The sequence below is a fragment of the Streptomyces sp. NPDC002845 genome (assembly GCF_053591955.1).
Genome location: NZ_JBSFUU010000043.1, coordinates 48,669 through 61,598 on the forward strand (window position 1 = coordinate 48,669; position 12,930 = coordinate 61,598).

Consider the following 12,930-nt stretch of genomic DNA (forward strand, 5'->3'; position numbering starts at 1 on the left):
GAGTCCCCGGAGGTTGAAGCTCCTGAGGCCGTGGGTCCGGAGGGCGAACTCCCGGGTTATGAGGTTCCTGGGGCGGAGTCGCCGGAGGGGGAGTCCTCGGAGGTTGAAGCTCCTGAGGTCGAGGGTCCGGAGGGCGAACTCCCGGGTTATGAGGTTCCTGGGGCGGAGTCGCCGGAGGGGGAGTCCCCGAAGTCGGAGACGCCTGAGGTCGAGGCGCCGGGCACGGAAGCTCCTGAGGCCGAGACTCCGGAGGGGGAAGCCCCGAACTCCGAGCTTCCGGAGGGCGCAGCTCCTGGCTCCGAGACCCCGGAAGGGGAGGCCCGGGTTAGAGGTTCCTGGAGCGGAGTCGCCGGAAGGTGAGTCCCTGAAGCCGGAGTCTCCGGAAGTCGAGGCTCCCGACACGAAGGCCCCTGAGGGCGAGGCTCCGGGTTCCGAGGCCCCGGAGGGGAATGCCCCAGGCTCCGAAGCCCCGGAAACCGAAACCCCCGAGACACCATCACCGTCACCATCACCCGCGCCCCAGCCGGCCCCAGAAACCCCAACCCCCGCATACCCGGCTCCTGTTGAGACCCCCACCCCACCAGAGGCGCCCGAACCACCCCGGCCGACCCCGCTCCCGCCGAGCCGCCCGGTGCGGTCGACCCCGTGCCCGGTCCGGAGCCGACGCCCTCGAACGCCGAAGGCGACTGCGAGGACTGAGCGCACTCGGAACCCAAAACGGCACGGAACGGAAACCCGGAACACCCAGGACAGCCAGGACAGCCAAAACAACGGGACCTCGGAAACCCGAGCGGGGCTCAGGGCCCGAGTGACGTGAGGTACGCGTGCAGGTGGCCCGCGCCGTCGAGCATCGCTGTCGTACGGGCGGTGAGGGCGGTATGGCGGGTGGCGATGGCGGAGCGGAGCGCATCCGTGCTGCCCGTGCGGCGCAGGCCGTCCAGGACGGGGCGGATCTGGGCGAAGAGGTAGTGGCTGCGGCGGAGGGTGAGGATCAGGCGGGCGTCGCGGACGTCGCCGGGGGCGTAGCGACGGTACTTCGTGCCGCGCTCGCGGCCCGGGGAGAGCAACCCGGCGGACTCCCACACGCGCAGGGCCGAGGTGCGTACGCCCAGGAGCCCGGCGACCTCGCCGATCCGCAGGTCGCAGCCGGGGACCTCCGCGGGGGGCGACTCCCCGGCCAGCGCCTCCAGCGCCTCGCTCGCCGCCCGGAGGGACACCCGCTCCTCGTGCAGGGCGGCGTGCGCCGCGTCCACCAGGGCCAGGGCTCCGGGGACGTCGCCTCCGTGCACGGTTCGCATGATCTCCGCCGCGGGCACGGTGCCGTACCCCGTCGCCAGCGCCCGGTAGGCGAGGAGCGCGCGTCGGTGTACGTCGCCGAAAGCGCGGTAGCCCGACTCGGTGCGCGGGGCCGGGGGCAGGACGCCGGCCTCCTCGTAGTTGCGGATCTGCTGAGTGGAGACACCGGAGAGGCGGGCCAGATCGACGGGGCGGAGCCGCTCGCTGCTCATGGGTTTGAAGGTTAGAGGCGCTTGATCCTGGCTTCTGCACGGCCGCGACCTCAAAAGCGCCAACTCTTACTTCAGCAAACAACTTGAAGCCATGGGCGACCGCACCCGTGAGGAGGGCCGCGACGGCCTCGCCGCCTTCACGGCGATGACCTTGGCACCGTACTGACTGAGGGACGGGTGTACAGCGTGTACGGGCACTGGGGCCGCCGCCCCTTCAGAGGCGCGGGGCTGTATCGATATGCGGCTCCGCCGCGTGGGCGCGACAAGCCACAAACAACCCGCAGCCCCCAACAGCCGATTCCCCCACCCCCTACCGGGCAAGCGGGGTCGAAGGGGCGGCAGCCCCTGGGGGATGGGACGGGTAGGGGCGGCGGGGGCGAAACCCTCTGGGCCTCAGCCCCGGCCGGACCTCAGCCCTCCTCCCCACCGTCCTGCCTCTTCTCCCGCTCCCGCCGCTCCAACTCCTCCTCCCGGCGCCGCAGATCCTCCTCCCAGTCCTTGAGAAGAGCCTCGTCGGACTTCACCTCGTCCTCGGGAGCACCGGAAGCATCAGAGGAGCCGGAAGCACCAGAAGAACCGGAAGCCCCAGAACCATCACGCCCGTCATCGTCACGAAGAGACTTGAGGAACTCGGGGTTGTCATCAGGAGCAACCCAGCCCCCCTTCGCGGAGCGCCCCGCCCCGCCGGACACCGCCGAACGGTCACGCCCGACGATCAGCCACGCGATGGAACCGACGAGCGGAAAGAGAAGAATGAGGATGGCCCACAGGGGCTTGGGGATGTGGCGGACATCCTGCTCCTGAGTGGTGATGCAGTCGATGAACGCGTAGATGCTCAGTGCCAGTGGCACCAGGATCATCAGCACCCGGAGCATGTTCGATCCCCTTGTCCGTCATGTGAGCCGCCGTCGGGGGCGGTGTCCGGCCCCCCGGTGACGGCTCCAGAGTAGTGCGTACCCGATACTGGAACGCATGGCTTACGACGATCTTCGTTCGTTCCTCCGGGCCCTCGATCGGGAAGGCGACCTCCGGCGCATCGAGGCGGAGGTCGATCCGCACCTGGAGATCGGCGAGATCACCGACCGGGTCAACAAGTCCGGCGGCCCCGCCCTGCTGTTCGAGAACGTACGCGGGTCGAGTATGCCGCTCGCCATGAACGTCTTCGGAACGGACCGGCGGCTGCTGAAGGCCCTGGGGCTGAAGTCGTACGAGGAGATCAGCGAGAAGATCGGCGGGCTGCTCAAGCCCGAGCTGCCGCACGGGTTCGTCGGGGTGCGCGAGGCCTTCGGAAAGCTCGGCGCGATGACCCACGTACCGCCGAAGAAGGTCAAATCCGACAACGCACCCGTCCAGGAAGTCGTCCTGCACGGCGACGACGTCGACCTGGACACCCTGCCCGCCCTCTTCACCTGGCCCCAGGACGGCGGCTCCTTCTTCAACCTCGGGCTCACCCACACCAAGCACCCCGAGACCGGCGTACGCAACCTCGGCCTGTACCGCCTCCAGCGCCACGACCGGCGCACCATCGGCATGCACTGGCAGATCCACAAGGACAGCCGGAACCACTACCAGGTGGCCGCGAAGAAGGGAGAGCGGCTACCGGTCGCCATCGCCTTCGGCTGTCCGCCCGCGGTGACGTACGCCTCCACCGCGCCGCTCCCCGGCGACATCGACGAGTACCTCTTCGCCGGGTTCATCCAGGGCAAGCGGATCGAGATGGTCGACTGCAAGACCGTGCCGCTGCAGGTGCCGGCCAACGCCGAGGTCGTGCTCGAAGGGTGGCTGGAGCCGGGGAAGATGCTCCCGGAAGGGCCCTTCGGCGACCACACCGGGTTCTACACCCCGCAGGAACCCTTCCCCGCCCTCACCATCGACTGCGTCACCACGCGGAAGCGGCCGCTGCTCCAGTCGATCGTCGTCGGGCGCCCGCCGACGGAGGACGGGCCCCTCGGCCGGGCCACCGAGCGCTTCTTCCTCCCCCTGCTGAAGATCATCGTGCCGGACATCGTGGACTACCACCTCCCTGAGGCCGGCGGCTTCCACAACTGCGCGATCGTCTCGATCGACAAGAAGTACCCCAAGCACGCCCAGAAGGTCATGCACGCCATCTGGGGCGCCCACATGATGTCCCTGACCAAGCTGATCGTGGTCGTCGACTCCGACTGCGACGTCCACGACCTGCACGAGGTCGCCTGGCGGGCCCTCGGCAACACGGACTACGCCCGCGACCTCAGCGTCGTCGAGGGCCCGGTCGACCATCTCGACCACGCCTCCTACCAGCAGTTCTGGGGCGGCAAGGCGGGCATCGACGCGACGAAGAAGTGGCCCGAGGAGGGGTACACACGCGACGGCGGCTGGCCGGATATGGTCCTGTCCGACCCGAATACGGCCGAACGGGTGACAAAGCGGTGGAAGGAGTACGGGCTGTGAGGTGGCGGGAGATCATGCTCAGCAGCCGTCCCGGCGCGGGTTGTCCCCGCCGACGCGGGGGTTATTCGGAGTACGGCCTGTGACCAGCGCCTCCGCCGCGATCCCTCAGCCGGGGCGCACCAGAGCCTTCCTGCGGCTCGTGATGATCGAGCACTCGGTCTTCGCGCTGCCCTTCGCCTACATCGCCGCCCTGACGGCCATGTTCCAGGTGGACCGGAACATCCACTGGGGCCGGCTGCTGCTCGTGACCATCGCCATGGTCGGCCTGCGCACCTTCGCGATGGCCGCCAACCGGATCATCGACCGCGAGATCGACGCCCGGAACCCGCGTACCGCCCAGCGCGAGCTGGTGACGGGGGCCGTGAGCGTGAAGCACGCCTGGACGGGTGCGCTGATCGCGCTCGTCTTCTTCCTCGGCGCGGCCGCCCTGCTCAACCCCCTGTGCCTCGCCCTGGCGCCCCTCGCCGTGATCCCGATGGTCGTGTACCCGTACGGCAAGCGGTTCACGAACTTCCCCCAGGCGATCCTCGGCCTCGCCCAGGCCATGGGTCCGGTCGGCGGCTGGCTGGCGATCACCGGTGAGTGGTCCTGGCACGCGGTCGTCCTGGGCCTGGCCGTCGGCATCTGGATCGGCGGCTTCGACCTCATCTACGCCTGCCAGGACGTCGAGACGGACCGCGAGACCGGCGTCATGTCGGTCCCGGCCCGCTTCGGAATCCCGGCCGCGATCTGGGGGGCGCGCGTCTGCCACGGCCTCACGACCGCCCTCCTCGTCTGGTACGCCGTCCTCACGGACGCGGGCGGCTTCTTCTGGCTGGGGCTGGCGATTGTCGCGGGGGCGTTCGTGTACGAGCACCGGATTGTCCGGCCGCACGATCTGTCACGCCTCGACCGCGCGTTCTTCTCGACGAACGGTTTCATCGGGATAAGCCTTTTCGTCTGCGCGCTCATCGACCTCATGGTGCGCGGGCTGACCCTTTGACACGTTCGGGTGGGGGCTGGGCCAGACCGAAGCCGGCGCGATCGCGATCCGCCGGACAGGCCCCAAGCCGTCCCTAAGGGGTCCTTGCACTATGCCCGCCCGGGTCGCGCGGCCTGGCACCGCACCTCGCTGCGTTGCCGAAAAGCCCTGGTAGCGGAGCTACCAGGGCTCTCCGGCGCCTTGCGATGCACGGCACCAGACCACGCGACCTCATCGGACGCTCATAGTGCAAGGACCCCTAAGCCATGAGCGCCCGAGGGTCTTCACGGCGACGGAACACGAACGCCGCCACCAGGCCCGACACCAGACCGATCAGATGGCCCTGCCAGCTGACGCCGGTCTGTGTGGGGGCGATGCCCGCGAGGATCGAGCCGCCCCAGACCGCGCCGATCAGTACGCCGACGAGGACACCGAGCGGGCGTCGCTCGACGAAACCGCTGACGAGCAGGAAGCCGAAGAGGCCGAATATCAGGCCGGAGGCTCCCGCCGTGTTGGTGTGGGCCGGGGCTATGAGCCAGACGCCCAGGCCGTCGGCGACGATGATCAGCGCGCAGACGGCGGCGAACCGGCGCAGACCGCCGAGGGCCGAGAGGAAACCGAGGACCAGCAGCGGCACGCTGTTCGCGGCCACGTGGGCGAAGCCGAAGTGGATGAAGGCGGCGGGGACGACATCGACCAGCTCGGAGGACGTGCGCGGAACGATGCCGAACCGGTCCAGCGCGTGGCCGCTGGCCACATCCACCGCTTCGAGCAGCCACAGCAGCGCCACCCAGCCCACCATCAGCTTGGCCGCCGTCTTCGCGCGGTCGCCGCGCGTCCACGCGGGACCCCTGCCGGGCCCCGAGCCGGTTCCCGTCCCCATACCCGTACCAGACACAGCCACCACCCCCGCCATTCTCTCGTCCCCTCCGGGGAACGGCCGGACCCCCTCGTCCGGTTCCCGCCCCACGCGGCCGGATAGGCTCGGTGCCGTGAACCCACTCAAGCCAGGAGAGACGGCGCGTACGCCTTGGATCGTAGGGGTCTCCGGCGCCTCCGGCACGCCATACGCCGCCGCCGTGCTCCGTGGACTCCTCGATGCGGGGGAGAGCGTCGACCTGGTCGTCAGCCGGGCCTCACGGCTCACGCTGCTCGACGAGACGGGGATCTCGTTCCGGGACGCGCACTGGCGGGACGACCTCGGGGAATGGCTGTCGCGGGGCGCCGACGGGAAGCCGAAGGCCTTCGACGACGTACGCGTCGACGACGTACGGCATTGGGGGCCGGGGGATCTCGCCGCCGGGCCGTCGTCCGGGTCGTACCCCACCAAGGGGATGCTGATCGTGCCCGCCTCGACCGCCTGTGTCGCCGGGGTCGCCCTCGGGCTGAGCAAGGACCTGCTCCAGCGGGCGGCGAGCGTGACGCTCAAGGAGGGGCGGCGGCTCGTCGTCGCCGTACGGGAGACACCGTTGAACGGGCAGACGCTCAAGCACCTGGTGACGCTGGACGAGGCGGGGGCCGTGGTGCTGCCCGCGTCGCCGGCGTTCTACGCGGGGGCCACGCACATCCAGGATCTGGTGGACTTCGTCGCCGGGCGGGTGCTCGACGCGGCGGGGGTGGGGCATCGGCTGTACCGGCGGTGGGAGGGGGAGCTGGGGGGCGGATTCGGGCCCGGACCGGCCCGTACGCCTTGAGGGGCACCGCCGTTCGCGCTACGTCCTCGCGCACTGCCTCGCATAATCCTGCGTAACGCACAGCTCGTAACTCATAGTAACCAGCAGCATCACTCGTCACTTTCAGTCACTCTTCAGCGGAAGGCTATCGATCGCAATGGACGCGGTGGACAGGCAGCTCATCCAGGCCCTGAGAGAGAACGGCCGGGCCTCCTACGCGGAGCTGGGACGCCTCGTCGGACTGTCGGGACCCAGTGTCACCGACCGCATCAACCGGCTGGAGGCGGCCGGCGTGATCACGGGATATCGCGCGACCGTCGACGCCGCCTCGCTCGGCCTCGGGGTCACCGCCCTGATCGGCATCTCGCTCTCCGACGCCGTCGACCACGAGGACGTGGCGCAGCGGCTGAAGGACCTGCCCGAGATCGAGGACTGCTGGTTCATCGCGGGCGACGACTCGTACATGCTCAAGGTGCGGGCGTCGGACGTGGACGGGCTGGAGAAGACCATCCGGCGGCTGTCCGGGACCAAGGGCGTCTCCCGTACGCGGACGACCATCGTGCTCTCCACGAAGTGGGAGAACCGGGTGGGTGAGCTGCCGGAAGAGGACTGAGGCCGGGGGCGTACGGTTGCGTACGGTTGGCGGGTCTGTCGTGGTGATGTCGTAGTGAAAGGTGAGGGCATGGATGTCGGGCTCAAGCGCGAGCTGGAGGACAAGGTCCGGGCCGGTGAACGGCTGACCCGTGAGGACGGCATCGCGCTGTACGAGTCGGACGACCTGGCCTGGCTGGGCGGGCTCGCCCACGAGGTGCGGACGCGGAAGAACGGCGACGTCGTCCACTTCAACGTCAACCGGCACCTCAACATGACCAACGTGTGCACGGCGTCGTGCGCGTACTGCTCCTTCCAGCGCAAGCCGGGGGAGAAGGACGCGTACACCATGCGCATCGAGGAGGCCGTACGCCTCGCCAAGACGATGGAGTCCGAGAACCTCACCGAGCTGCACATCGTCAACGGGCTGCATCCGAACCTGCCGTGGCGGTACTACCCGCGGTCGCTGCGCGAGCTGAAGGCGGCCCTTCCGCACGTCTCCCTGAAGGCCTTCACGGCGACCGAGATCCACCACTTCGAGACGATCTCGGGGCTCAGCGCGTCCGAGATCCTCGACGAGCTGATCGACGCGGGTCTGGAGTCCCTCACCGGCGGCGGTGCGGAGATCTTCGACTGGGAGGTCCGGCAGCACATCGTCGACCACCGGACGCACTGGGAGGACTGGTCGCGCATTCACCGGCTCGCGCACGAGAAGGGGCTGAAGACCCCGTGCACGATGCTGTACGGCCACATCGAGGAGCCGCGTCACCGGGTCGACCACGTGCTGCGGCTCCGTGAGCTCCAGGACGAGACCGGCGGCTTCCAGGTCTTCATCCCGCTGCGCTACCAGCACGACTTCGTCGACATGAAGGACGGCAAGGTCCGCAACCGTCTCCAGGCCCGTACGTCGATGGCCACGGGGGCGGAGGCGTTGAAGACCTTCGCGGTGTCCCGGTTGCTGTTCGACAACGTGCCGCACGTCAAGGTCTTCTGGGTCATGCACGGCGTCCAGACCGCGCAGTTGGCTCTCCAGCACGGGGCCGACGACATGGACGGCTCGGTGGTCGAGTACAAGATCACCCACGACGCGGACAACTACGGCACGCCGAACAAGCTGACCCGCGAGGACCTGCTCGACCTCATCCGTGACGCCGGGTTCCGTCCGGTTGAGCGGAATACGCGGTATGAGGTGATCCGGGAGTACGAAGGGGTCGACGCGGGGCGTCGGGAGTCGCCTCAGCCGATGCGGGTCTGAGGACGGGTCCTTGCCCACCCACCCCACGCCCTCAGCGGGGGTCTGGGGGCGGCAGCCCCCAGACGGGGTCGAAGGGGCGCCGCCCCTGGAGGATGGGAACGGGCAGGGGCGGCGGGGGTGAAAACCGGTCGGCGGTGGGACCCCGGTGAGGCACTGGCGTCGCGGCCTTCAGAGTTCTTGAAGAACCGCATCTGTAATAGATAATCTCCCGTTATGCTCCTTACGTTCCACCTCGACCCACCCATCACCCCCACCCTCCGCGACGGCATCGTCGACCTCTGGGTGGACGTCACCAACGCGGGCGGAGCCGTCGGGTTCGTGCCGCCGGTGGAGGCGGGGGTGATACGGCCGGAGCTGGTGAGGTACTTCGCGGGGATCACAGAGGGGCGGATACGACTGCTCGTCGGGTACGACGGCGACGGCAGGGTCGCCGCAACCGCGTTCTTCAGCTTCAACACGCACCGCCTGATGACCCACTGGGCCTGGCTCTACACCGTGATGGTGCACCCGGGACATCAGGGCAAGGGATACGGCCGCGACCTGCTGGCCGCAGCCGAAGAGGCCGCCCGCGGCTTCGGCGGTATCGAGGCGATCCGGCTCGGCTGCAGAGGCGGGCTCGGCCTGGAGCACTTCTACGCGGCCTGCGGCTACAAGGAGGTCGGCCGGGTCCCCGGCGCCATCCGGGTCGCCCCCGGCGAGTACCGGGACGACATCACGATGCTGCTGCCGCTGGACTGAGCCCGCGCACCCCCCTGCAAGACCGCGACCCGACCGTGTTTCACTGGACGGTGCCCCTTTGGGAACGTTCGGATGGGGACGTTCGGAACATTCGGAACGGAAGAGTGGATTGAGATGCTCCGCTACACACTGATGCGCCTCGGAATCTTCGTGGGCTGCTTCGTGGTCGTCTGGGGCCTCGTCTATTCCGGCCTCGCCCCCCGCGGCCTGGGCTCCTCCAACGGCATGTGGATGATCATGCTGGCCCTCCTGCTCTCCGCCCCCATCAGCTTCGTGGTCCTCCGCAAGGAGCGCGACCGCGCCTCCGTCCGGATCGTCCAGCGCGTCGACCGCGTCAAGGCCAACCTGGACGCCAACCGCAACCAGGAGGACGACGCCGTCGACGAGGCGAGCGCACAGGGGCAGGCGCAGGGGCACGTGCAGGGCCAGGTCCCGTAGCTCCGCCGTACGCCCTACGCCGTACGGTCGCTTCCGCGTCTCGGCAGCGATACCACCGGGTAACTGTGCGGGCCCCGGCACTTACTCTCGGCCGGAACCATGGTGTGGAATGACCGAATCCACGCCAGTAGAGCAGGCAGCTGCACAGCGGCAGACATCCGCACAACATAGGGGGAACCGTGGCACGAGCACGGGCGCAAGGCGGCCTACGGCGCGTAGCCGAGGCCGTCGCATCCGGCACCGATCCACGCACGGCGGCGCAGGAGGAACTGCGACGCCACACCGGACGGGGGACGCGTACCGAAGGCGTCCAGAGCACCGGTGGCGACGAGTACGAAGTACAGGAAGAGGGCATGGACCCGGCCGATTTCCCGGCGGCCCGGGAACAGGGCGGCTCCATCGACACCGTCATGCGGCAGAAGACGGTGCCGCTGGACGAGGCCGGGGAGGCGCTCGGCAGAAGCGAGCAGCTCCGCGAGGGCGGCGAGGCGGTGCACGCCATCTGCCCGATGGTGATCCCCAAGGGCCGCTCGTTCATCTCCATGCTGCCGGTGCTGATGCTGCTCGTGGTGGGCGTGGTGGGCACGTCGATCGTGGGGGCGGCCGGTGACGGGGTTCTCACCAACCCGCTGTTCGGCGTGCACTACTGGATCATCGCGGTGCTCGCCGTCGCCTTCGTGTGGTGGCGTCAGGGCATGGTCATGGTGCCCGACGGCTGCCAGGCGATGATCACCCGCTTCGGCAAGCTGGAGAAGGTCGTCGGCCCGGGCCGCGTCATCCTGCTGAGCCCCTGGAAGCGGGTCTCGTACATCGTCAACACCACGCGCGAGTACCCGTTCAACGCGCCGGTGCGCGAGGCCCCGACCAAGGGCGGCGTGAAGGCGTCGATCGACCTGTTCATCCAGTTCCGGATCAGCGACCCGACCGAGTTCGTCTACACGCTGGGCGCGGTGCGCGGCTTCGAGGAGAAGCTGAGCAATGCCGTCAGCGAGACGATCCGCAGTCTCATCTACGAGCAGGAAGCCGCCGGCATCTACGACATGGTCGGCGAGGACACCGGACGCCTCCTGGAACAGCTCAACCAGCAGTTCCGCCCGGCCGTAGAGCTGACCAACGCCAACATCACCCACGCCGAGCCGTCCGACCAGCGCTACCGCATGGACCTGGCGGCGCCCGAGATGGTGCGCGTCGCCAAGGAGGCGTACACCCACGAGTACGCCCTCCAGCTCCGTAAGGAACAGGACGAGGGCGACCTGACCCGCGAGCTCGCCTCCAGCCAGGAGACGCTCTCCGCGATCCAGGCCGACATCGCCCAGTACCAGGCGCAGATGGACACCGCGGTGGAGCGCGAGACCAACCGCGCCGAGGCCCTGGCCCGCCAGCGCTACGTCCAGGCGGAGTCGGAGGCGAAGGCCAACGCGGCGCTGCTGGAGGCACAGGCGCTGGACATCCGCGCGGTGACCACGGCGGAGGCGCCGGAGATCCTGGAGTACCGCTACCAGCAGCAGGTCCTCGACACACTGGAGCAGGTCGCCGACCACCTGCCGAGGCTGGTCCGCATCGGCGGTTCCACCGACGGCGAGGGAGTCTCCGGGATCGACTTCCTGGAGCTGGCCCGCGAGCTGGTCGGCGAACGCGGCACGGAACTGTTCACCGACGAGGACATGGCAGCCGTACGCGGCCGCCTCGCGGAGGTGTCCGAGCGGATCGCCTCGCGCGAGGAGGAGATCGGCGCGCTGCTGGCGGCGGACCGGCCCACGGTGCCCCAGGTGCCCGACGGCACCACGTCGGCCGACGTATCCAACCCATCTGCACCTGAGTCGTCCGAGCCGTCCGAGGAGGCCGAGCTGTGAGCACCGCCCGTATGAGCCGCCGGTCGGTCATCGCCGAGGCCGTCGCCCCCTGGAGCGAGATCGCCCAGCTGCTGCGCGGCGGCGAGGCCGGCACCCTGATCCCGGTCATCATCCCCCGCCACCGGCGCCGCCTGTGGTGGATGCTGCCGCTGTGGCTCGGTGTCTACGCCGTGCTGACGGGCGTGTTCCTGTCGCTGCGGGAAGCGGACTCCGACGGAGCCGCGGACTTCGCCTACGGCGCCCTCGCCACGCTCTCCTACGTCGGCGGCGCCGTGCTGCTGCTGATCGGCGCCCTGTGGTGGTGGCGCTCGTCGATCGTCGAGATCGAGCAGGGCACCAACGGTGTGCTGACCCGCTACGGCGCCGTCACCCGCACCCTGGAGGCCGGCCGCCACTACCTCTGGCACCCCTGGTCACGGGTCGACTTCGTCGTCGACACGGCCACCGAAATCCCGTACTCCGCACCGGTGATGGCCTGCCCGACGCGGGAGAACGTGCCGTTGCGCTCGATCGAGTTCTTCCTGAAGTTCCGTATCAGCGACGCCGTACTGTTCGTACGGACCATCGGCGCGGGCAACTTCGACCTGGTGCTCTCCAGCGCCGTGCAGGACGCGATCCGCCAGCGCGCCCGCAAGATGCGCACCGAGCGCGCCTACGACCTGCGCGGTTCGGACGTGGCCGACATGCAGGAGCTGCTCAACCGTCAGCTGTCCGGCTACGGCGTGCGCATCACCGGCTCCAACATCCCGGACGTACAGCTGCCGACGCAGTACCAGCAGCACCTGGCCACCCGGGAGCGGGTCTCCAAGGAGCGCACCGCGTACGAGCAGGAGTGGGGCCTGATCCGCAAGCGCCGGATCGACAGCCTGGGCATGGACATCGAGCGTGCGAAGAAGGTCCGCGACGCCCGTATCGTCGAGGTCAGGGCCGCGCTGAACCGGGCCCGCGAGGAGGTCGCCCAGCTGCTGGAGCAGCAGGAGACCAACGCCCAGCGCGTGCGGTTCGAGATCGAGACGAGGGGCCGCAGCGGGCTCATCGCCGCCGAGAACGAGGCCCGCGCCCAGCGCGCCCTCGCCACGGCCTACCGCGACAACCGCGCCGTGCTCCAGTACGAACTGGCCCGCCGTCGCCTGGAGGTGGGCGCCAAGCTCGCGGGCCGGGCCCCGCAGCCGGTGGTCGTACGGACGGACGGCACCAGCGCGGACACCTCCGCACTGTCGACGCTGCTCACCGCCCAGCTGCTGCCGCGGCTGGCGGCCCTGCCGTCCGGCGAGGGGCGGCCGTGGTCCAACGGACACGTGCGCTACGAGGACGAGGCGGACGGCGAGGAGTAGGCCACCGCAGCAGTACAAGCAGCAGTACAAGCAGCAATACAAGCAGCAATACAAGCAGCAATACAAGCAGCAATACAAGCAGCAGTGCAAGCAGCAGTGCAAGCCGTATGGGCCGGGCGGGATCATCCCTCCCGGCCCGTACTGCCTGA

Annotated in this window: 12 protein-coding genes; 9 read left to right on the forward strand and 3 right to left on the reverse strand. The window is 69.2% G+C overall.

All coding sequences use genetic code 11. From position 1 onward, the window contains the following. Positions 1-797: 797 nt before the first annotated feature. Together ACWD3C_RS28300 and ACWD3C_RS28305 are read right to left on the reverse strand one after the other, a co-directional pair. The gene (locus ACWD3C_RS28300) at positions 798-1,508 is read right to left on the reverse strand and encodes a MerR family transcriptional regulator (protein ID WP_451148722.1); all 711 of its coding nucleotides are present in this window, start codon (positions 1,506-1,508) and stop codon (positions 798-800) included. 410 nt (positions 1,509-1,918) lie between these two features. Continuing rightward, positions 1,919-2,383: a PLD nuclease N-terminal domain-containing protein gene (locus tag ACWD3C_RS28305; protein ID WP_451148724.1), complete on the reverse strand. Its 465-nt coding sequence runs from the start codon at positions 2,381-2,383 to the stop codon at positions 1,919-1,921. Positions 2,384-2,480: 97 nt separating this feature from the next. Here ACWD3C_RS28305 and ACWD3C_RS28310 point away from each other — a divergent pair, with 97 nt between their 5' ends. Then, positions 2,481-3,938, forward strand: coding sequence for a menaquinone biosynthesis decarboxylase (locus ACWD3C_RS28310; RefSeq protein WP_451148726.1), 1,458 nt, complete (start codon positions 2,481-2,483; stop codon positions 3,936-3,938). Between the two features lie 79 nt (positions 3,939-4,017). Then, positions 4,018-4,920 carry a menaquinone biosynthesis prenyltransferase MqnP gene (gene mqnP / locus ACWD3C_RS28315; protein ID WP_451148728.1) on the forward strand — a complete coding sequence of 301 codons (903 nt, stop codon included), beginning with the start codon at positions 4,018-4,020 and terminating at the stop codon, positions 4,918-4,920. A 238-nt stretch (positions 4,921-5,158) separates the two neighbouring features. On the opposite strand, the gene ACWD3C_RS28320 is transcribed toward mqnP, so the two are convergent. Beyond that, positions 5,159-5,782, reverse strand: coding sequence for a rhomboid family intramembrane serine protease (locus tag ACWD3C_RS28320; protein WP_451148730.1), 624 nt, complete (start codon positions 5,780-5,782; stop codon positions 5,159-5,161). A 109-nt stretch (positions 5,783-5,891) separates the two neighbouring features. On the opposite strand from ACWD3C_RS28320, the gene ACWD3C_RS28325 reads away from it, so the two are divergent. The 7 genes from ACWD3C_RS28325 to ACWD3C_RS28355 all read left to right on the forward strand — a co-directional run bounded on the left by ACWD3C_RS28325 (position 5,892) and on the right by ACWD3C_RS28355 (position 12,781). Next, positions 5,892-6,593, forward strand: coding sequence for a UbiX family flavin prenyltransferase (locus tag ACWD3C_RS28325; protein WP_451148732.1), 702 nt, complete (start codon positions 5,892-5,894; stop codon positions 6,591-6,593). A gap of 136 nt (positions 6,594-6,729) precedes the next feature. Next, entirely contained in the window at positions 6,730-7,185 is a 456-nt protein-coding gene (locus ACWD3C_RS28330) for an Lrp/AsnC family transcriptional regulator (RefSeq protein WP_451148734.1), read from the forward strand. Positions 7,186-7,254: 69 nt separating this feature from the next. Next, on the forward strand, positions 7,255-8,418 hold the full coding sequence (mqnE, locus tag ACWD3C_RS28335) for an aminofutalosine synthase MqnE (RefSeq protein ID WP_451148736.1): 1,164 nt from the start codon (positions 7,255-7,257) through the stop codon (positions 8,416-8,418). A 213-nt stretch (positions 8,419-8,631) separates the two neighbouring features. Then, complete coding sequence (locus ACWD3C_RS28340; protein WP_451148738.1) at positions 8,632-9,156, forward strand: N-acetyltransferase family protein; 525 nt, start codon at positions 8,632-8,634, stop codon at positions 9,154-9,156. A 114-nt stretch (positions 9,157-9,270) separates the two neighbouring features. Next, a complete protein-coding gene (locus ACWD3C_RS28345) occupies positions 9,271-9,594 on the forward strand; it encodes a DUF4229 domain-containing protein (protein ID WP_451148740.1) in 324 nt (107 codons plus the stop codon). Positions 9,595-9,773: 179 nt separating this feature from the next. Next, positions 9,774-11,447 carry an SPFH domain-containing protein gene (locus ACWD3C_RS28350; protein ID WP_451148742.1) on the forward strand — a complete coding sequence of 558 codons (1,674 nt, stop codon included), beginning with the start codon at positions 9,774-9,776 and terminating at the stop codon, positions 11,445-11,447. Next, positions 11,444-12,781 carry an SPFH domain-containing protein gene (locus ACWD3C_RS28355; protein WP_451148744.1) on the forward strand — a complete coding sequence of 446 codons (1,338 nt, stop codon included), beginning with the start codon at positions 11,444-11,446 and terminating at the stop codon, positions 12,779-12,781. The genes ACWD3C_RS28350 and ACWD3C_RS28355 overlap by 4 nt, the downstream gene beginning before the upstream one ends. The last annotated feature ends 149 nt before the right edge of the window (positions 12,782-12,930 follow it).